The organism is Methanosarcina mangrovi, from assembly GCF_052057765.1.
Taxonomy (GTDB): Archaea; Halobacteriota; Methanosarcinia; order Methanosarcinales; family Methanosarcinaceae; genus Methanosarcina.
The window spans coordinates 2344298-2366185 of the sequence record NZ_CP195120.1; the positions used below are offsets into that span (position 1 = coordinate 2344298).

The following is a 21888-nucleotide window of genomic DNA, read 5'->3' on the forward strand; positions in this document are numbered from 1 at the left end:
AATAAAGTTGATTATACCTTATAAACATTTTCAAAATATATACATTTGCCTGATAAAAGATGCCGTTTTGACATTTTGAAGATAATAAAAACGCTTTTTCTTTATTCGCTGGTTAACCACGTAATATCCCGGAGAAACATTTAAGTGTTTCAAAAACATCTGTAACGGGCATGATTTATTGAACTCCCCTTATTCCTTCAGTCGATGATCTCAAGTTCAGAGACCGTTCCTTTGTTCATCCGCATAAGCACTCGTACGCGTTGACCGGACCGAAGTTCACCCGGATCAACAGGTATCCCCCATGCGTAATACGCACGTTCTCAGTTTTTCAGTTCTTGCTTTGTATGTAGAAAGCGGAATTCCCACGAACAAATAGATATTCTGCTGTTTATATAAATACATTAGAATATATACTTATTATATAAAAATAGGATTCTCTTAACTTCACAATAGAATTGAGATTATTCTTCCTTTTTTATCCCAATTAAACTGAATATTATTATATCTAAAATAAATAACTCCTATTTATTAATTCAAAATCAAATTAAAGTCTTAAAAGGTCTCAAATTTTATTGAAATGAACTTAAAAATTCCCTTTGATGACAAAAATACAAATGAGGTCACTCAACATGCGGAAAACTCTTAATTGGCATGAAACTGACTTTAGCACTTGAATATCAAACATTGAAACTTTAGCATTTCTGATGAATGAAGCAAATGTACCAGAACCAAAATTTATCCTGAAATACTTAAAAAACTCAAAAGAAGGAGAATAATAATAGCAGAAGACGTCATCTATGCTGCTAGAGGATACTATTCCTACGAAAACTACGTTATATCTGTGAGAGAGTTCATGGTGATATCTTTAATTTCCCCAAGGAAAAACTGTAATTTAAAGAACATTTCAAATATGCTGAGATATCATCTGAAAGTATTTGGTTAAGACCAGATACTAAAAACGAAATCAAAATCTACAAAGAAATATTTGCAAAATTTAAAGAGCTAATAAGCAAATGGAAAGAGTTTGGATCTGTCAGATAAATCGAAGATGTATTCAAATTGGCGAAGAAAGTATACTCTATGAAGAATTTTCATAGAGATACGAGGATTTCTGTCCTAAATTACTGTTCCTTAACTGTACTTTTAGTGCAGATGGCGTAAACTAAGGGATTAACGAAAGAAAGGAGTCACAAGCCTTTTCTGAATAAAGAAATAAAGAGGGGCTATTGACATTAGGAATTAAAATTTATTGTAATGGTCTTTTGCCTACCACTCCAAGTAACGAAAGCCATAAATGTTCAGATTACCGCTAGAAATATGCACTGTGGCACTGCAATGAATATATGTATATGTACCATATTCTCTGTTTCGAACTTACAAATTCCCAATTGATCAGACAGGGAAATACACCACATGTCCGCTGCAGCCGTATTAGGTACATAATGATATACTTCTTGGTATCCTCCGGTATCGCCGATAAACTGGATATTGCTGGCATAAATACAATTGCCCTTTCTCTGTCGAGCAAGAAGGCGAAATCCAATGGTTATTATCGATAGTTGGAATCCACCGGATTTAACCAGCTCAACCGCTCTCTAACAACACCGATTTGCGAGGTTGGCTCTGTTAGACCAACGCTGGTGAAAATTCACCCATAAGTTGAAATCCGCCAGACCTTACCAGCTTTAACTGCTCCCTGACAACTTCGATTTCCGAGGTCAGCTCTGTTAGACCGAAGCTGGTGAGAATATTCTGCATCCGGTCAATGTAGGGACTCAGCACGTTATTATAGTTGTCTCGGTCAAAAATAGTATTGGCGTAATTTCTGATTTCCATCTTGAGTTTAGCAAGACTGCCGGCATCTTCAAAGACAAGCTTCCCGAGAACGGAGGCGTCATACAACTGGAACTTTTTGGTTTCTTGCAGTATCCGATCCACCCCCCATGGGATAAACTTAAAGTTTACATCGTTGACATTGGGAGTCTTCACAGCCACAACATCATTATATATATACGTGTTGTTTAATTTGTTCGTATATCCGTCCCAGTGTTTCAAAAGAACTTCCATCGCAAAGAATCGGAGGAACTGATTGGTGTCTATGACCCTCGCCATTCCTGACAAACCATTGTCGGAGATTTCCCTGGTTGCAAGCTCCAGGTCTTTCATGTTGGAGTACTTAGACATACTTTCACAGCTGATTCGGTCGGAGTCAATGATAGACCGGGTGAAGTCTTCACCTTCGTCAATCTCATAAAGATTTCCTTCGTCGTTGCCATTGAAGTTGTTTTGTATGTGGCGTTTTTTGATTGGCTCGATGTTCAGGTAAACCCCGTAGTCCGTACCATTAACATAAACTTTGGCAAAATTGCATCGCGAATACGGAAGACCGGCCTGTTTGAACAGGAAATATCCAAGCGGTTGCCTGATGTACGAAGGATCCTGTACACAGTTGTTAAGAGTAACGTACTGTGTACCGATCAGACCCTCAATCGCTTTTTCATTGGAGGAAACATATTTCGAAAAATTCAGTTTCAAAGCTGGCTTTGATGTGCTAAAAGATCCGCAATAGGACTTTTTCCCGATTGCTACAGATTCAAAACTGTGAACTCCTCCTGAAGGAAATGCGGAACCTGCAATCTCTACCGATGTAGTTTTAAACCAATCATACCGGTCGTCGGTGTAAGCATAGTTACATATTCCACCGTATGGCTCCGCGTTTCTCAACTCTTCCCAGTCACTTTGTGGCATGGTGATTCGGACAGTTACCATATTGTTCATATCATAGAAACTGTTGCATAATTCTTGCTTGTTCATCCCTTTTCCCCTTCCCACTTTGAATTTGACAATCATAGGGCTTACTCGAGGTGAAAAAAGTACAATAAACACTTCGCAGTAAACCTCTAGGTTCTAATTTTATATTTAACGGCTTTCAGCTATTGATTTTTAGTTCAATCGCATAAGCTCCACTGATTCCTATGAACGCAAGATATTAAAAAATAAGAGAATATATATTTAGAATTATAAAAAATTCGGTATTAGAAAATTCATCAGCGGTATACCTCTCTGTTACAGAAATTAACAAGAATCATACAGTCTGTACTCTATCATATCAACTGTTTACCGAGTATTCACCAATCTCCTATTCGGTTTATACAGACTATACAGTCTGGTCTACCACCCCAAAAACCCCATACTCCTACAAAAAGTTTATTTCAGCAATTTGATCATTTCCCTTCCGAAAGCATGCAGATCTCCGGGATTTCTGGATGATACAAGGTTTCCGTCCACGACAACTTCGCTGTCCTCGTATTGTGCTCCTGCAGCTATGATGTCATCCCTGATTCCTATCCAGCAGGTAGCTTTCCTGCCCTTTATCACACCTGCCGAGACAAGAACCTGCGGGCCGTGGCAGATTGCAGCAACAGGCTTGTTTTCTTTGAAGAAGTATTTTGTAATCTCAAGTGCGTCTTTGTCAAGCCTCATTTTTTCCGGTCCTTTTCCTCCGGATATCACAAGGATGTCATAATCTGCAGGGTTTATATCCTTAAAGGCGATATCAGCATTGATTTCATAGCCGTGCTTTCCTGTTATCGGTCCTTTTTTCATAGAAGCTACATGTGTGGTTATACCTTCTTCTTTCAGACGATGGTAAGGATAGAAAAGTTCAAGGTCTTCAAAACCGTCGGCTCCGAATACAAGTGCTTTCATATGAGACTCCCCCTGTTAAGTCATTATTTTAGCTTAAGTTTCACGCTTTTCTGTTTCGCTTTGGTTCATGTTTTTCCGTTGGGCCTGCAATTATCTGGTCTTACATTTCTGGTTTTATGTTCTTTATGTTGAAATAAAGATTATTCCCGCGGCAAATATACCTTGTCTGATTCTGAAAATAAAACAGGTGAAATTCACTTACACGGGTCGAATCCGTTTCCTCTCCGGCATTAAACTTTTGAAAGGCCCTGTTCGAGGTCTGCGATTATATCTTCAGGGTCTTCAATTCCAACAGACAGCCTGACAAGTCCGTCTTTAATTCCGACCTTGTTTCTTATATGCCCGGGAATGCAGGCATGGGTCATGGAAGCGGGGTGCTGGATAAGGGTATCAGTTGCCCCCAGGCTTACTGCAAGGGAGCAGAGCTTGACGCTGTCCATAAGCCTGCGCCCGGCTTCAATTCCTCCCCTGATCTCAAAAGAGAGCATCCCACCAAAGCCGCTCATCTGTTTTTTTGCGACCTCGTACTGGGGGTGACCTGGAAGCCCCGGATACCTTACCCATTCCACTACGGGATGTGCCTCGAGGAAGCTTGCAACTTTCATGGCATTTTCGGCATGTCTTTCCATCCGGATGTGCAGGGTCTTAAGTCCCCTGATGCAGAGCCAGGCTTCGTGCAGGCCCATGATTCCACCTGTGTATCCGACAACTTTTCCCAGGCTTTTCATAAAATCTCTGCTCCCTACAACGATTCCGCCAAGCAGGTCAGCATGCCCGCCTATGTATTTTGTGCAGCTGCTGAGGGATATGTCCGCCCCGAGTTCAAGGGGTTTCTGGAAATACGGCGTTGCAAAGGTATTGTCCACGATGCAAATGGCCCCCTGTGCCTTTGCAAGCCCGGAAATCTCTCTGATGTCACAGACCGTTATTGTGGGATTGGCGGGTGTTTCCAGAAAGACCATTCTGGTTTGCGGCTTAAAGGCTTTCCTAACCTTTTCTATATCGGATGTGTCAACAAAACTGACATCTATCCCAAGCCCTGGCAGTACTTCTGAAAAGAGGCTGTAGGTGCAGCCGTAAACCACATCCGTTGAGATCAGGTGGTCTCCCTGTTTCAGGACCGTGAGCACGACTGCGGTTATTGCAGCCATCCCTGAAGCAAAGGTCTGTCCTGCCTCCCCGCCCTCAAGCACAGCAACTTTTTCAGCAAGGACCGCATGTGTTGGTGTGTTCGGAGGGATTCTTGTGTATACGTACCCGGCTTCCTCTCCTGCAAACCTGGCAGCCCCCTGTTCGACATTCTCAAAAATAAAAGTTGAAGTCTGGAATATCGGAGTCGTATGCGCCCCGAAGACAGGGTCCGGCCGTTCTCCTGCATGCACGCATTTTGTCGCGAACTTAAGTTCTCTTTCCATATCCCAAAAACCCCTGTTAAAATTAATGTCCAGAATAATTATCTGTCTTTCCGGTAATTATTTGTTTGGAAGGAGAAAGAGGAAAGGAGTTTGATGCCTTCCCGAACTTAATAAAGAAAACTTATTTTTAAGCAGGTACATCAGAAATTTTAAAAATATAACAGGCTATATACGTGAAGCAAAAAGCCGCAATATTACTGAGAAGTTACGGATGTTGCGCCAGAAGTAAACTAAAACGTTAAAGGAAGGCCTTCCGTGATAAAATCCATACTTGATAACGACCTTTATAAGTTCACCATGCAGATGGCTGTACTGGAATTATTTCCAAAAGCAGAAGCAGAATACCGTTTTACCAACCGGGGATCCCAGCTCTTTTCCGAAGAGTTTGTAGAAGAACTCCAGAGAGTCATAGACGAAGAGATTTCCGCCCTGATGCTGACAGAAGACGAATACCAGTGGCTTGGTGAAAACTGCTCTTTTTTAAAACCCATGTACCTTGAATATCTCAAAAATTTCCGCTTCAAACCCGGGGAAGTAAAAGTCTGCCTCACCGAGGAAAAAGAACTGGACATCCGGATAAAAGGACCCTGGCACAGCACGATTCTCTGGGAAATTGTCCTTATGGCTGCGGTCTCCGAGCTCTACTTTACGACTATAGAGAAGGAATGGAACGGGAGCACAAAAAAACCCTTAACCTCCGAATCAGTCCTTGCAGCCTACGGAGAAAAAATTCTGGAAATCGGAAAGGCCCTTGAGGAAAACGGCTGCCTTTTTGCCGAGTTCGGGACCCGCAGGCGGAGAAGCTTTGAACTCCATGACCAGGTGATGAAAACCCTTCTGCAGATAAAAACCCTCACAGGGACTAGCAATGTCTTTTTCGCAAAAAAATACGGCTTAAAGCCTATCGGGACCGTAGGCCACGAGTGGATCATGGGTACTTCGGCGCTTATAGGGCTCAGGTATGCTAACCGCTTCGCTTTTGAAAACTGGGTGGAGGTCTACAAAGGAGACCTTGGAATTGCCCTTACGGATACCTTCGGCTCTGAAGCTTTTTTTAAGGATATGGACCTGAAGCTGTCGAAAACCTACGATGGTTTCAGGCACGACAGCGGAGATCCTTTCATCTTTGTGGACAGGGTGATAGATCATTACAGGAAAATGGGTATCGACCCCATGAAAAAGGTAATAGTCTTCAGTGATGCCCTCAATGCCGAAGCCGCAGTCCGACTCAAAAAATACTGCCAGGGCAAAATCAACTGCAGTTTCGGGATCGGCACAAGCCTTACCAATAATTCGGAATTCTTCCGGGAAAGCCCTCCCCTGAATATGGTGATTAAACTCCACAGTGTTAACGGCATCCCGGTAGTGAAATTAAGCGACTCTCCCGAAAAAGAGACCGGAGAAAGGGACGCCCTGAGGGTTGCAAACTATATCGTTGGAAGAAAAGGGCTGGATGAATGACTTAAAGAAGAAAGAAAGTCAGAAAAAAGAAAAGGAAAAGAAGAAGGAAAAGAAGAGGGAAAAAAGTAAGAGAAAAAAGAAAAGAAGAAGGGAAAGAAGAGGGGAAAAAGCAAGGGAAGGAAAAGAAGGAGAAGAATCCTGACTTAGCGACCGAATATTCTGCTTCAGGAAGAAATGTTTCACTCCTCAGACCCTCAGATATATTCATTGAATACTCTGTAGAATTTCTGTTGAATACCTGTATACAGCATATCCCTGCTGGTCCCGGTCTGCAGAAAGTGAAGGATCTCTTATGTAAGTGCCATTGCTGCCGTCTTTCAGCCAGGATCTTACGAAAAACACAATTTCCTCGGTTCGATTGTTCGGTATCACTGTCACGTTGAGCGTTTCTTCTTTCCCCGCACCCCAATCATGCTCCGCAAGTTCAACAAGTGTATACTGAGCGGTTATCTCTCCGGTATTTCCCTGGATAGAATTTCCTTTTGAATAAACATCGACGCTGCTGCCTGTTCCCTCTGCATCTTCTATCGTCTCATTTTCAGGGAAGGAGACCGAAATATAGCCTTCAGATGCGTTTCCTCCTTCATTGAGTACTGTTACGGAAATTGTGACATTTCCCTCCGGAGAAACTCCTTCGGGAGGAATGGCTTTGACACCGGTGATTTTTGGATCGGGGGAGATATAAGATGATGAGACGAGCTTTATAACAACAATGTCAGAACCACTAACTGTAGCTGTATCTGAACCGTCAAATATAGTTGCATCGGAAGCATTTATTGCATCAATATCCGAACCATTTACAGCATCAATATCCGAACCATTTATTGCATCAATATCCGAACCATTTATTGCATCAATATCCGAACCATTAATGTTGGGACTGTTTATCATATCAGTGTTTGTCGAATTAATTTCAGAATTATTCTCCGGGTTGTATCCCGCAAAAACGATTTTTGACCCGTCAGGGCTCCACTTTGGAACAGAATCAGGGTTTCCAGTGTTGTTTGTAAGTCTGGCTCTATAGTTTCCTTCGATATCCCTGAGCCAGATATCAGGGCTTCCTCCTTCGTCTGAGACATACGCTATCCATTTTCCGTTTGGACTGAAAGAGGGATTCCATTCGTTAGAGGAGGTATTCGTTAATCGGATCTGGTTTGTACCATAAAAGTCTATTACCCACAGATCTGAGGTCTCTTTTGAGTCTTTTGCGCTGTATATAACTCTCAGTCCGAGAGGACACCAGTCCTTCCCAGTCCCCACATTTTCAGAGGTTCCGAGCCTGAATTTGTTGCTTCCGTCCCGGTCAACTATCCATAACTGAGAAGGTGTCCCTGCCGCCTTCTGCGTATAAGTTATTTTTTTCCCGAGGCGGCACCACACACCCCCGTATTCGGAGACCTGCGGGTCATCGGCAACAGGGAATACTGTGCCGTTCTCAAGATTTGCCAGATACAGATCAGGCTGAGAATCAATTGATTTTGTTAAAATCAGTTCTGTTCCATTAGGACTTATATCATTGAAACCGGTAAGGTTTCCTTCCCCAATTCCGATTCGTTCAACCTCGCTTCCGTTTGCTCTCATCTGATACGATTCTAGATTACTGGAGTCACTTCTTTCAACAATGTACAGGATATGCGCTCCATCTGCGGCCCAGACAGGAAACTGTTCCGATTCGGGGCTGTCAGTAAGAAAAGTGATTTCTTCCACAAACTCATCGGCAGAAACAATTTCTCCAGAGTCTACAGTTTTTCCTGCAGCAACACAGATCAAACCGGAATCGGAATTAAAATAGTATCTCGAAGCATTTGATGCTTTGTTTAATCCAGATTCTCCTGTAAAGTTATCGTATTCGGACAGTTCATTGGGCACTGCCTCCACAGGCAAGACGAGAATTGCAATGAACAACAAAGAACAAAAATCCTTGAGTATTTCTCTCATGAGTCCTCACTGTTAACTTAAAAAAATCAGATACATAATTATAAACTATTAATTATATAATGTGTCGAAACTTTAGTCCATATTATACCTCATTAACTGAATTAAGGAAACAAAACTCGCAGCCTTTTTTAATTCACATGTTAGCTGATGCCCAAAAATTTTTCTATTGGTTCGTATTGCTTCCCTGGTGACTTTTACTCCTGGCACTTTTTCCTGATCCTGTTTTTGTGGGAAAAGCCCCTCTCCAGCATCGCGTGGAAAAAGAAAGACACTATATGGCGAATATGTTTGTACGGGTCAGAGAAATCATAATTTAGTCCGCTTGAGCGAAGCTCCCGATTTTTACCTGCAAATTAGTCTGCTTGAGCGAAGCGAAACAGACCTCGTGCTCCCGAAGCGAAACTCGGGAAGCGAAACTCGGGAAGCGAAACTCAGACTGAAAAGAGAAATAGAGGGCTTGCCCGAAAGCAGGAAAAGAAGGCAGTTTCGGGCAAAGAAAAAAGATTCGGTACAGGTTTTTTTAGTTAAAAGTCCCTTGCATCTTTTGAAGTTTTATCTCCCGTATATTTCCTTGTTCCATCTACTCTGTATATCTCCTATTCCATGTACCCTGTATATCTCCTATTCCATGTACCCTGTATATCTCCCTATTCCATGTACCCTGTATAGTACTACTCTGTTTATTTCTACTTTAAAGGGAGTGTTGTTATGCGTTGTATCCCGCAGCCAGGTTAACATTTACGTAGACTACTGCTTCATTAGTGTGCTTGTAGCCATAGTCATCAGTGACTTCGGGCAGCTTGTCCGCTTCTGCCTGAGAGGTTACCACAGTACCTGCGGGGATGTATCTGCCGTCAGGAATGGTAACACCAATTGCTCCTGATTTCGGTTCAAGTACACAGTTGTCTCCAACGTTAGCCTTGAAAACGAGGGCCTGCATACCAATGAAGGTATCATTTCCGACATGGGCCGGGCCGTGGATCTGAGACTGGTGGGCAAGAGATACCCTTTCTCCGACGTAAACTGCATATTTTTTACCATCAACCTCAACCAGATTACTTTCCACAGGTTCGCCTTCCTCATTAACCGTTTCAAGGGCATGGAGTACGACTCCGTCCTGGATATTTGTCTCGTCTCCAACAAAAATCGGCATACCCTCGTCGCTCCGGACCGAAGCCATGGGGGAAACCATTACACTTGCGCCTATTGTTACGTCACCTATTACTGCTGCCTGGGGGTGGATGTAGGCAGTAGAGTCGATTACCGGTTCGGTCGGTTCGGGATTCCAGGGGGTCACGGGGTTTGCCCGTATGTTCGAAACCTCGCTCTCAACCTCTGTGTCCGCACTTTCATCGTCTTCTGCTCCCTCACCCTGCGAGACACACCCGCTTCCGGCAAGGGTAAGTGCCAGGGATAAGAGAAGAGCCAAAAAGATCCTGTTAATTTTCATAGAAATCCTCCAGTAACAGTGTCAACATTATAAGTTATATAGGCGTTTCCATTTTTATTTGAAAAAAGATAAAAAATAAATGTAGAAATATTTTGATCGGAAATCGGAAGTGGAAACTTATATTATATTACAAATAAGTTCAGGAATGCCATTACCCACAAACCCGGTTCATTAAAAATAGTTTACAAAAACCCACGAGCACACAGCCCTTTGAGAAATTGAGGATGATTGACCTGATTTCAGCAAATCCAAAGAGCCATATATCTGAAATATATAGGAAATGTCATGGAGTCTGTGCTTCAAATTCCCTGAGAGTTAATCGAGGCTGATCTGCCGGCCTTTGCAGGGCTTGCAGTCTGGAATTTATTTGTTCTCTTCATCATCTCAAGTCTCATTGTCTGGCCTGAATATGCGGACGCAATCAGAAAGAAATACAAGTGCTTCGAGGTCCGCAATTACCCAGCACCTGAGAAATATATAGGTCAGAAAATCGGGATCTACGCAAGCAAGCGGACACCAAAGCAGGAAAACATAGACCGTATAAACTCTATCTTATCCTGCTTGCGGGCTGATCCGGAGGCTGCATTTTATCAGGGGCCTGATGTATCCGGGGATATCCGGGGGGTTCTGGTAGCTACTGCAGTTCTGAAAAGCTGTCATAAGATTTCAGCATATCAGGTCTTTGCTTATTGCGAAAAATACCATTTTGCCCCTACATCTTTTTTTGAATCAGGAGATTGTTTTTCTGGCACCTGGAAAATGTCAGGCCCTTAAAAACCCATCTAAAGCTGAATCTAAAAGGGCCGGTTACCTGATCCTCTATTCCTGCGGAAACTCTCAGGGCTCAGGGGGTGGACCTGTGAACACTCCCCTTTATACTCGCTGCCTTCGGTGCGGGCGGGATCTCCGGGATCACAAGAGCAAAAGCCGGGGATATGGTTCGGAGTGCTGGCAAAAGGTAAAACACGCAATACCCCCACAGGGAACACCATTAACCGAAACCCGGAGTATTGAAAACATATTCACGGTCAACACGGTTTATGATTCTCTCCGGGTCCGTGTCTCTTCTCATTCCTGCCCTTCCTGCGGGTCCCTCCCGGATTCTGCGGAGGTTCACAGCTACGACCATGAAGACGGGCTGAACCTTCGCGTGTTCCTGCGGCCTCAGTGGGTATATATGTCCTGTCCTCGCTGCGGGGTAGATATCGCCCTGCACAAACTCATGCGGGACAGATGCGGAGATCTCTACAAACATTACTGCCAGGTCTCGATAACTGAGGCTCTCGGGGTATAAACCCCCTTATTTTTTTTCAATTTTTTCGAAAACCGAACCATACCTTACTCTACCGGGGGGAAGATTATGCTAGGGCTCACTGAAAGGCAACAATCTGAGATATGGGACATGATCCAAAAACAGCCAATGACAGTAAAACAAATAGCTGATAAATTGGGCATGATAACAAAAAAGCATACCTAAAGGTCTATCGTGTATTTACATCTCTAAAATATTCTTTGAATTTCTTGACAAAAAAAGAGGACGGTTTATTATGGGTTCAGGCAAGTCCCCAAAATCCTTTAATTTTTTCTGATAATTCCCTAGACTTGATCTGTGATAAGCAAAAGTCCGAAAAAACCGAACCGGATTAAAAAATAGAAAGCGAAAGGCATTGTTGACCCTTAAAAAATCTTAAACATGCTGGTCCTGAACGTCTCGAAGCTATGCCTGAACTCAATAGAATACAAAGTTTTGGACATTTCGAAGGTCAGGAATGGATTAAACACAACAAAGTTGAGGATGAACTCAAAACCTTATATATGGGATATCGTAACCGCGCAAAGTATGAACGCCTTGAGATGTCCTATCCTCCCTCTGGAAGTCCTGTATTCCGTGAAGATTACACCATGAAATACAGGACTCGTTTTACTGATGAAGACCGCCAGCAGGACAATATAAACGGTTTTAGATATGCCTGGAACAGAGCCAGCAGCCGGCACTGCGTAGCTTCTGAACTCACTTTAACCGCCCGTCCCTATGGTTATAAGTCCCTTGTAGAATGTAACCAGAAAACCCTTGAAGCTCTTGAAAAATTTCTTGATTTCATGCGTTACCATCTCCCGGACCATATTGAATATATATCCGTCCGGGAATTCCAGAAAAACGGCAGAATTCACTTTCATATAACCTTTTTCGGTATCAATTGGCTCATGTATAAATCTGCCATTCAATATGCATGGAGAGGCTACGGAGGCGGGGAAATCCTTGACATTCATACTAGCAGGCGTAAGGGTTCACCCTGGCACTGGTCCCGCAGTAGACCAGAAGAAGCAACAGGGGTTGCGCCTTATGATCATCTCAGAAAATATCTTGAAAAAAGCATGAGTCCCGAAGAAGGTTTCATGTTTTGGGCTATGGGTTGCCGGAATTGGACCTGCTCTTTATCCCTCTTGCCAGAAAAAGAAACTCACGTTAAAAAGGACCGCCCTAAAAATCATTTCCTAATAGGCATCAAAAGCAAAGTAACTTGATATCGACATTCAACAGGTCAGACACTATAGCCTTTTTTGCAGGGGCTTTCTTCAAGGCTAAGAAAGTTTTGCACCCTAAGTCGAAGGATAAGCCACGTGAAAAAGAAAAGTCTTTGCTGGGCTTTAGACGGGCTTGCGAACTTATATATAATCCTTAACTTAATAGGTGAAACCATGGAAAAATTGAACTAAACTTCGATGAATTTTAACCGGAAATGTTTCAAATGGCTGCCGACATGTACACAAACGGGAATCTCGAGGACATGATGAAATCTCTAATAATTGCCGGGTAGGACAATTTAGAATCAATAGATAATTACCTCCCTGAAAAATACCGTGACAAAAAGAGATCATCAAGTATTTTTTACCATGGAGGTGGCCGCATAGGTGAGCAGGAAATTAAAAAACGCAAAAGGCGGTAAACTATGAAACTATCTATGGAACATATCCGGGGGTAAAGGAATGGATCATTCTGAAAAAATGTTTTATTTAATTCTTCTCTTATTTATTTTAGTTGTGTTATTTCCTTTAATTATCTTACTCTATGCTCCTTAATTTTGGGTCGTCCATCTTTACATGGTTGATATTTTTGAAAAAATAACTTGGACTCAAACTCCTGGGTTCTGACCCATACAACCATATTTGCTATATTGTGTCGTTCTTGTCCCGCTCGACGCAGGAGAGCGGTCTTTCCCAAAAAGACAAAAAAGATATAGAAGGATGAAAACAACAGGTTAGCAATTAAAAGCTGCTGAAGGCGTTTGTGAATTTAAAAGAAGGACAAAAGGCTAAAACGATATTCAATTTCAGTCTCATTTTTCATTCATTTCTTCTTTTTCCTTTTGTGCAGGGCCGCCAGACAAGCTGGCGGAGGCGTTTATATTTAACTGTGAGTTTTATGAGGTTCCCCAGATCAAGATATAAATTCGCTTGTTAATTTTTTTGCGTCGCAGAAGAGAAAAGTTCAGCCCTGAAAAGAGTAGAATCAAAAAACAAAAGATCTTAGTTTCAGATATGGGAATAATATCAACTGATTAATACAGGACCACCTAATTTTGAGGAGCTCATATAAAGACATACTTCTTACGAATTGCATAAGGTTCTTACATATAGGTATGTAATAGCCGTTAGGGTTTTTAGATAGTGACGATAATAAAAATAGTAAAAGCATTTTTTTCGTTCGCTCTCCTGCAGGCTCGCAAGAGATCAAGCCTAGCCGAAGGAAAAAGAAAAGGTCTCTATGAGCTTTAGACAGGCTTCTGAGCTATTTATGCAGGGGTAAATTATTTGAAATAATTGAAAACTCTGATAGCATGCGAATTCTCTGAACCTCCTGATGCACCTTAGTTTGAAGAATTCAATTAATTCTGGACACAATATGCTTGGGCTTCGCCTAAAAGAGGCGGCACCTGTAGAATAGAGTGCTCATGATAAGTCAATCATTTCTCAAGTCAATCGGTATTGTAAATGTGAATGTGCTTCCCTTGCCAACTTCACTTTCAACATGTATTTCCCCTAAATGCATTTCTACGTAATGTTTGGTAATTGCAAGGCCTAATCCAGTTCCATCATGAGCACGGGTTGAAAATGAGCTGACCTGTTTAAATGGGTCAAATATAGCTTTTTGATATTGCAGAGGAATGCCTATACCATTATCAGATACAGAAATCTGAACATTGCTATTTATTATTTTAGAATCTAACCACGCTTTACCGTTTTTAGGTGTGAATTTGATTGCGTTACTAAGAAGATTATAAATTATCTGTTTGATCTTTAATTTATCAGCTTTTATTTCCAGCTTTTCGAATTCCACGTTGACTTCCAGATTAAGATTTTTCTCTTTGATCAGGGGACCCATTAATACTATGATTTCATCTATTACTTCTTGGAGATCTATTGTTTCAGGTGCATATTCCATGTTGCCTGATTCTATTTTTGAAAGATCGAGTATATCATTGATCAAGTCCAACAGATGATTACCACTTTTCAGGATATTGGAGACATAATACATTTGTTTTTCATTTAAATCTCCAAACATTTTCTCATTCAAGATCTGGGAAAAACCAATAACCGAATTGAGTGGTGTGCGAAGCTCATGGCTCATGTTTGCAATGAACTCCGATTTTATTTTATTTGATTCTTCAGCCAAGGCTTTAGCCTCAAGAAGAGCAAACTCAGCCTGTTTACGTTCAGTTATGTCTGTTAAGAACAGCGTAAGCCCAATAACATTTCCTTCGTCATCCTCAAGAAGACTGTACACATTCTCCTGCCATCGTCTTTCGGGTAAGAAATCACCGTATTCTTCAACAATAGTGAAGGCTTCGCCTGCAAGCACTTTGTCAAAATTAGCTTTTGCCTTTTCCACATCTACAGGATTATTGATGTAATTAAGCATGCTGACACCAATCTCTATCTTTGCACCCCATATATTTTTCATCGTCATCTGATGATTTTTATTAAAGGCGATGTACCGGTAGTCTTTGTCAAGAGCGAATATGACAACATCCTTGGGACTTTCAATAACTCCCTGCAGGAGCTTGTATGCCTTCCTGTATTTCTGTTTCGCTTTTTTCAGATTTTCTTCAGCCCTCTTTCTTTCAGTAATGTCCCTGCACACGCAAAAAGATAGTTTCTGACCATCTAAAATAGCTCCGTTTGAGCTAACTTCGATATCGAGTAAAGTTCCATCCTGACGACGGTGGCATGTCTCGAATTTAAGGCCAGACTCATCAGTACTATTTATAATTTCAATTAATTCTTCAGGTGTCCATTGGTTGTCCCAATCCCATATGTGTAACTGGAGAACTTCATCCATGGAATAGCCCAGCATATCAGCATATTTCTGGTTAGCCTCAACAACCTCACCTTTATCGTTAACAACAACTATGCCATCATTGGATTGTTCTACAAGAATGCGCCTTCTGAGAAGTTCCTCTGCAAACCTGTCTCCAGCCCTCTTTCTTTCGGAAATGTCTCTGCCAACACCCAACACTCCTATGAGTTTTCCACTGGAATCATACATAGGACATTTAATGGTTTCCAGATATTCTTTGTGCCCATCATCAGCATAGGTAATTAATTCCTCATTCATTAAAGGCTTGCCAGCTTCTAATACCTCGATATCCTTTAGTCTGAAAAAATCTGCAAGTTCCTTATCAACAAAATCATAATCGGTTCTTCCAATAATCTCCGCCTCTTTTGCACCAAATAAACTCTCAAATTTGGTATTGCACCTGAGGTATACTCCCTCGACATTCTTTAGCCAGACCATGTCAGGAATAGTATTCAGCAATGTACGCAGCTGGCCCTCTCTATTCATTAGTGCAATTTCTGCATTTTTACGTTCAGTTATGTCAATTGTTGTTGCCATAACCCTTTCTACACCGTTGATGGTCACATGGCTCAATCTAACATGTTGCCAGAAATATTCATTTTTTGCATTCATACTAAGCCATTCGAATTCTTGTGTCCCTTCAATGGCAGCTTTATGAATCAAATTGAGTACATCATTAAAGGAATAAGGTGGGTTCAGGCAGAGATTTTTTGCTTTTAACTGCTCGAGCGAAGAATAACCATACATTTCGCAGGTTTTAGGATTGGCATCGATAATCTCACCGCTTTCCTTGTCAAATATGATTATCGAAATAGGTGCTTGTGTAAAAAGCATCCTATATTGCTCCTCTCTATCAAGAATCGTTTTTTCTGCTTGCTTGCGTTCAGTTATGTCTTGAAATATAGCAACAAAACAATCGTTGTCTATCTTATACGAACTGACACTATAATATTTATTTAATTGTTTGACGAATGTTTCAAAATTAACAGGGACGCCAGTTAGCACAACATTTCCATATGTTTCTATTAAGCATGTTTCTTCAATACCCGGAAGAATTTCAGTAATACGTTTTCCAATGACATCGGTTACTTTCAGTCCAGTATTTTTCTCAAACGCCTCATTTGCTTCTAGAAAGACATAGTCTATCGGATTGCCAACCTCGTCAAGAATCATTCTGTGGACAGCTATCCCACTGATTGCGTTTTCAAAGAGGCCATGATATTTTTTCTCTCTACATACTAAATCTTTTTCAGTAGATTCATATATAAGAAGGGATTCCTCTTCCACTTTTTTTGTTTCAGTTATGTCACGGACTATGAAGCAAAGCAGTGTTTTTTCTTCGGTGTTGATCGGAATAGCACAAATTTCAACATCGTGGATCTCATGGTTCCGCAGTTGATGTTTAAAAGTAAAGTGATTTTTAATCCCTTTTTTAGCTTTAGAGAGCTCTGCTTTCATTTTTTTTCCAGACAATATATCTATTTGACTTATTTTCTTTTGTCTAAGTTCTTCACATGACCAACCATAATAATTAGAAGCAGCATTGTTAGCGTTAATGATATACAGGCTCTCAGGATCAATAAGCAACATAACAGCATGATCGTTATTGAATAGTTGCGCATAGTCTACCATTTTATCATCCAGAATGCATTTGGAAGACCTAGGATTCTCTTTCATTATATCCTAGTTTTTGCCATTTTTCATAGCCAACTATTGTTGGTTTACTTGAATTCTAGAACCTGACCTTTAGATATTTTGTGCCAGTTTTCTGTTAGTTAAAATTTTACATAATAATACTATTATATTAATTCAGTATATAATAATATACAATTGATCCATTATAAATTATTTTGCTGGTATTACTAATATTATTTTTTACCTGATATATTGACAGGACTTTCTGGCTCGGAGTGATCCCGGTGCTTTTTATGGCATATGGGGACGTGATTAGCGGAATAATAAGGAACCTGAAGTATAATAAGAGGACAAAGGCCTGGGAAGGCACTGCCGGTATGTTCGTGCTTTGCATAATTATGGACGCAAAAATGGGAGTTGCAGGAATTCTTGCAGGAATTGCATGCTCCTTTGTGGAAAGAATCGAAAATATGGATGACAATATCACAGTGCCTGCAGTTAGTTTATCTGTCCTGCTTGGAGCTTACTATTACTTTCCTTCGTTTACAGGTTCCCTTTATTGAGCTTTTCGGATTCTTTTCTTAAATCCCTTTGATTCTTTTCTTCATCCCTTTGATTCTTTTGTTACAGCCCTTCGATTCTTTTGTTACAGTCCTTTATACTTATTTTTTCTGAGTAGCCCTTAAACCTGCCTTGAAAGCCTGTAAATTTGAATAGCCCATCCCCCACATTTTAAAATCTCATATATATATGGGGGAATACATTGAGAAATAATTTATATCATAAGAAGAGATATATAGGATGTTAAGAGGGGAATTTACAGAGTTTCAGGTATTGGATTGACTGTTCGGAATATGGGGTTTCAACTCACTAAACCATATCTAAACAATCGAAATAAAAAGACGATAACAACTTTGTGCAGATGATTTTTTTTAAAAGTTGATATTATCCCGACTAACACACCGATTAATATGCAGATAAACATGCATCTTCTTAAAATTATCTAAAACTTTTTAATACAGAACTTCCTAATATTTATCGCTCTTTACATTTATGGGGATAGAAAGAAATGGATGAGAAAACAAAGAGTTTGAAAAAGAAGGTAGAACGCTCTGTTTTCGCAGGGAACAGGGCCGCCGCTGCAAAAGAACTGGGTAGTACCCGGGACCCTGAGGCTGTTCCTATTCTGATTAAGGCGCTTGAAGATTCCAGCCCAAAGGTAAAAATTGCGGCTTCGGATGCGCTGGGAACGCTTAACGACCCTGCTGCAGTCCCGTATCTGATTAAAATGCTTGACGGCCCTGAAAGTACTGTCAAGAAGACTGCAATAATTGCTCTGGGAAAGATAGGCACACCGGAGGCAGTTTCCGGAATTGTTAACGGGTTCAGAGATCCGGACAAGTTCGTACAGAAAGAATCGGTAAAAGCGCTGATGAGAATCAGGTCTCCTGAAGCTGTTTCAGGGCTTACGAAAGCTTTTGCGGGTTCGGATAGCCCTCTGAAAAGAATTTCAATAATTGCCCTTGGAAAAATAAATACTTATGAAGCAGGCTGCGGGCTTATAAAAGCTCTCGAAGACCCGGACAACCGGGTAAGGCAGCAAGCTGTGGAAACCCTTGGAAAAAGGGGCAACCCGGATGTCCTTGCAGATCTGATGGAGGCGCTGAAGGATTCAAGACAGCCGGTGCAGGAAGCGGCATCTGAAGCCCTGCGTAAAATAATAGCTTCATCAGGCTCGGTCCCTGTTCTTATAAAGGCACTGGATGCCACTGACAGACACGTAAGGAAGGCTGCAATAGAAGCTCTCTGGAAAACAGGCACCCCTGAAGCTGTTTCCGCTCTTTTGAGGGAGCTTGATGACGCTGACTGGTATTTGAGAAGTCGGGCTGCCGATGCACTTGCAGACATCGCTTCCCCTGAAGCCGCCCAGGGGCTTGTTAAAGCTCTTGATACCCATGAAAATCCTGTAAGGAAAATAATAGTGAACGCCCTTGGAAAAATCGGGACGATTGAAGCAGTTGAAGGTCTGGTTAAAGCCCTTGAAGACTTTGACAGCTCAATCCGGGAAGCTGCAGCCCTTGGGCTTGGAAAGACAGGAAAAACAGAAGCTGTGCCAGGGCTTTTGAAGGCTCTCCATGATCCCAAAAATGCCGTACAGGAGGCTGCTGCGGTCTCGCTTGGAGACTTGAAGGCAAAGGAAGCTGTTCCTGAACTGCTAAAAGTCCTCGAAGACCCTGAGGCTATGACACATAAAGCCGTGATCTACGCACTTGAAAAAATAGGTACACCCGAGGCGGTTTCAGGCCTTGCGAGAGCCCTTGAGAATCACGAAGCTTCCATAAGAAAAGCTGCATCAAAGGCTCTCGAAAAAGTTGAGAAATCCGGCATTACCCTGGAAAAGGTGAAAAGCCTTGGAACTTCAGGTTTCGAGGTTTCAGAATAAGGCATCTGAACAATTACTCCTCCCGGCGTTACATCGAACCTGTGAAGGGGGTAAGTTTGCCCCCACCGTTCATGGTATATGTTCCGCCCTTAAGCCAGCTATTTTTACTGTCCTCTGAGTCATAATAGATGGTGTAACCGTTGTCTTTAATATTGGCAAGGGTGGAGTTCTCATCAGTCAGGCTCGTCAGGTAGGAGGTTCCGGTCACATCCCAGATGCTGGTCGAGTTCAGGGTAAGGGCCATTGAGCCGGCTGTATTGTCCGTATTTATAGCCCCTGTCAGGGTAGTGCCATTTTCCAGTATGACTGTAACCGAGCTGATGTTGTCGCAGGTAATGTCCCCGTTAAGAACTTCCTCTTCTGCCTTAAGGGTCACAACACCACCATTTGAGCCCTTATTGCCCCACCTGTCGGCGCTGGCTGTCAGAATAACGCCTGATGTGGCAGTTAAATCCGCACCTTTTAACTCGATTACTGAGTCCGTATTTGTAATATAGAACAGGGGGCCGACTGCAGCCGTAAGGGACCCCCCTTTCATCGTAAAGATGCTGGTGCCCACCTCGGCATCCCCGGAAAAGCTCTGATAAAGCATCGCCCCGCATTTTTTCGCGCCCGAGAGGGTAACGTTCGTAATGATGATGGAATTCTTTCCCTCTATTACGGCAGCTTCGGATCCGGTCGCAGTAATTACGGCGTTAGAAACCTTAATAGCACCTGTTGAATAAATTCCCGGAGAGCCTTCTCCTGCCGTATTCATGATCCCGCCCGTAACGGTCACAGTTCCGCTGCCCCTGTCCGTTGCAATGGCTGCGCAGTGCTGCCCTTCAGTGCTGATATCCACATCGGTGCAGGTTACGTTCCCGGTTAAGGTTGCATCCACACCTCTTGAACTGTCACCTGTGGTCTTGATCTCTACATCAGACAGGACAATTGAAGCCCCTGTGCCCGTCGCAAAGACAGCGTTGGCACCATTGCCACTTGTGTTCACCGTACAGTTGGTGAGCTTTATTTTACTGCCTGACTCTGCCAGTACTGCGGCATTGAGGCCGTAAAAGTCGCTGTTTTCATTCGAAGAAGTGTTGCAGGTCTTTGTTATTGTTGAATCGGATAGAGTAAAAGTTCCGCCATCAGTAACTTTTATACTGCTTTCATCAGGATTGGATGCAGTAATTGCCTGGTCTGCCTGGGCTGAAGTCCCGCCACTCTGCGCATATGCTTTAGCTGTTACCGACTCGGTTGTAGTGCTCGACTTGGAGCTCCCTGAGCTTTCAGAGTCGGATAAGCATCCGCAACCAGCGAGTGTAACAAGCGTAATAATACTGGTGGCCAGCAGTAGCACGACTATATTTCGGGATAAAAGATGTTTGTCCATTTTCCAATTTCCCCTATCAGGGTTGATTTCTTCGTGATATTCCCAAATGTGTAAAGGGATCTATAAATACAATTTCCCAATGGTTAAAAAAATAATTTTTAAGTTCAAAATAAGCAACAAAAAATGATTGCAAAAAAGGAAGGATTAATCCTTCTATTTTTGCCCCTGAAGTCTTAAAAGAATCTGTACTTCAGGTTGTTTTCCGGCTCAGCTGGAAAAACTCAGCTGAAAAGGCTTAGCTGAAAAGGCTTAGCTGAAAAGGGATTTCAGACTGTTAAGAAGACTTGCAAAGAAGCCGGTTTCAGTGGTGCTTCCTGTATCGCTACTTTCGTCGCTCTCCGCGTCTTCCTGCTCGCCGGGAGCCTGCCCGGGCATTCCCTGTTTTTCCATACTTGCATTTTCACCCATTGCGTCAACCCCTTCTGGCATCTCGGGGCGGTCTTCAGACATGTTACCAGCACCCTGTTGAGGGACCTGGCCTCCGTTCTGACTTCCGTTCTGACTTCCGTTCTGAACCTGTTCAGGGCCAGGGCCCATCATTCCAAATCCGGAAATGTTCTTCAATTCTTCAGGAGTCTCTTCAAGCAGGGCATCAAGCTCTTCCCGGATCGCCTGGAGGTCGGATTCAGATTCGGCTTCGGAAATTTCTTCTTTGATTGAGGTCAGCCCGCTTATCAACTCTTCGGCGGATGCAAGGGTCTCATCATCAAGTTCTTCGGTGGAGTTTTCAAGAGCTTCGATCATCCTGTCAACGGATTCGGTCATCCGGCTCTGCATAGTATCAAAATCTTCCTCCAGGAAGGAGGGCTGTGTTGTTTCCTCCTCAGCAAGTGCGCAACTGGGAACCACGCTGAACATTATCAGCAAAACGGAAAAAATGGAAATTTTTTTCAGGTTAAAGAATTTAGTCAAATCAAAAAGTTTCATGTATATAACCTCTAATGAATCTTGCATTCGGATCGTATTCTGGAATCTGTAATTATTCTGAAATATGTGATTTCGGAAAATGTAATCGGAACAGATTAAGAATAAAAACCCGCCCAGGTATCCTGAAGGTAACCGATGCCAGAAAAAGAACGGGAAAATAGAATGTGCTCTATCTCCCAA

14 protein-coding genes and 1 pseudogene are annotated in these 21888 nt (G+C 42.2%); 7 read left to right on the top strand and 8 right to left on the bottom strand.

The features are described from left to right. Positions 1-618: 618 nt before the first annotated feature. A pseudogene (locus ACSAZL_RS10525) lies at positions 619-1166 on the top strand (transposase); the annotation flags it as partial. A 460-nt stretch (positions 1167-1626) separates the two neighbouring features. Here the strand turns inward: ACSAZL_RS10525 and ACSAZL_RS10530 are convergent. From ACSAZL_RS10530 to ACSAZL_RS10540, 3 genes are all read right to left on the bottom strand, one after another. Beyond that, positions 1627-2814, bottom strand: coding sequence for a CotH kinase family protein (locus tag ACSAZL_RS10530; protein WP_440948616.1), 1188 nt, complete (start codon positions 2812-2814; stop codon positions 1627-1629). A gap of 393 nt (positions 2815-3207) precedes the next feature. After that, a complete protein-coding gene (locus ACSAZL_RS10535; RefSeq protein ID WP_440948617.1) occupies positions 3208-3708 on the bottom strand; it encodes a type 1 glutamine amidotransferase domain-containing protein in 501 nt (166 codons plus the stop codon). Positions 3709-3938: 230 nt separating this feature from the next. Further along, positions 3939-5123, bottom strand: a complete 1185-nt coding sequence (locus tag ACSAZL_RS10540) for a trans-sulfuration enzyme family protein (protein ID WP_440948618.1) — start codon at positions 5121-5123, stop codon at positions 3939-3941. Between the two features lie 255 nt (positions 5124-5378). On the opposite strand from ACSAZL_RS10540, the gene pncB reads away from it, so the two are divergent. Both pncB and ACSAZL_RS10550 read left to right on the top strand, forming a co-directional pair. Continuing rightward, on the top strand, positions 5379-6584 hold the full coding sequence (pncB, locus tag ACSAZL_RS10545; protein ID WP_440948619.1) for a nicotinate phosphoribosyltransferase: 1206 nt from the start codon (positions 5379-5381) through the stop codon (positions 6582-6584). After that, positions 6559-6726, top strand: a complete 168-nt coding sequence (locus ACSAZL_RS10550; RefSeq protein WP_440948620.1) for a hypothetical protein — start codon at positions 6559-6561, stop codon at positions 6724-6726. Before pncB ends, ACSAZL_RS10550 begins: the two co-directional genes overlap by 26 nt. A gap of 62 nt (positions 6727-6788) precedes the next feature. On the opposite strand, the gene ACSAZL_RS10555 is transcribed toward ACSAZL_RS10550, so the two are convergent. Further along, positions 6789-8522 carry a TolB family protein gene (locus tag ACSAZL_RS10555; RefSeq protein WP_440948621.1) on the bottom strand — a complete coding sequence of 578 codons (1734 nt, stop codon included), beginning with the start codon at positions 8520-8522 and terminating at the stop codon, positions 6789-6791. Positions 8523-9228: 706 nt separating this feature from the next. Continuing rightward, the gene (locus ACSAZL_RS10560) at positions 9229-9972 is read right to left on the bottom strand and encodes a carbonic anhydrase (RefSeq protein ID WP_440948622.1); all 744 of its coding nucleotides are present in this window, start codon (positions 9970-9972) and stop codon (positions 9229-9231) included. 859 nt (positions 9973-10831) lie between these two features. Here ACSAZL_RS10560 and ACSAZL_RS10565 point away from each other — a divergent pair. Together ACSAZL_RS10565 and ACSAZL_RS10570 are read left to right on the top strand one after the other, a co-directional pair. Continuing rightward, positions 10832-11266, top strand: coding sequence for a DUF6011 domain-containing protein (locus ACSAZL_RS10565; protein ID WP_440948623.1), 435 nt, complete (start codon positions 10832-10834; stop codon positions 11264-11266). A 425-nt stretch (positions 11267-11691) separates the two neighbouring features. Next, positions 11692-12498: a rolling circle replication-associated protein gene (locus ACSAZL_RS10570; protein WP_440948624.1), complete on the top strand. Its 807-nt coding sequence runs from the start codon at positions 11692-11694 to the stop codon at positions 12496-12498. Between the two features lie 1435 nt (positions 12499-13933). Here the strand turns inward: ACSAZL_RS10570 and ACSAZL_RS10575 are convergent. Next, a complete protein-coding gene (locus ACSAZL_RS10575; RefSeq protein WP_440948625.1) occupies positions 13934-17008 on the bottom strand; it encodes a PAS domain S-box protein in 3075 nt (1024 codons plus the stop codon). A 242-nt stretch (positions 17009-17250) separates the two neighbouring features. Between ACSAZL_RS10575 and ACSAZL_RS10580 the strand changes: the two genes are divergently transcribed. Together ACSAZL_RS10580 and ACSAZL_RS10585 are read left to right on the top strand one after the other, a co-directional pair. After that, positions 17251-17529: a hypothetical protein gene (locus ACSAZL_RS10580; protein WP_440948626.1), complete on the top strand. Its 279-nt coding sequence runs from the start codon at positions 17251-17253 to the stop codon at positions 17527-17529. A gap of 506 nt (positions 17530-18035) precedes the next feature. Further along, a complete protein-coding gene (locus ACSAZL_RS10585) occupies positions 18036-19409 on the top strand; it encodes a HEAT repeat domain-containing protein (RefSeq protein WP_440948627.1) in 1374 nt (457 codons plus the stop codon). 28 nt (positions 19410-19437) lie between these two features. Here ACSAZL_RS10585 and ACSAZL_RS10590 read toward each other — a convergent pair whose 3' ends face one another. Both ACSAZL_RS10590 and ACSAZL_RS10595 read right to left on the bottom strand, forming a co-directional pair. Then, positions 19438-20781, bottom strand: a complete 1344-nt coding sequence (locus ACSAZL_RS10590; protein WP_440948628.1) for a hypothetical protein — start codon at positions 20779-20781, stop codon at positions 19438-19440. 249 nt (positions 20782-21030) lie between these two features. Further along, the gene (locus tag ACSAZL_RS10595) at positions 21031-21708 is read right to left on the bottom strand and encodes a hypothetical protein (protein WP_440948629.1); all 678 of its coding nucleotides are present in this window, start codon (positions 21706-21708) and stop codon (positions 21031-21033) included. Between the last annotated feature and the right edge of the window lie 180 nt (positions 21709-21888).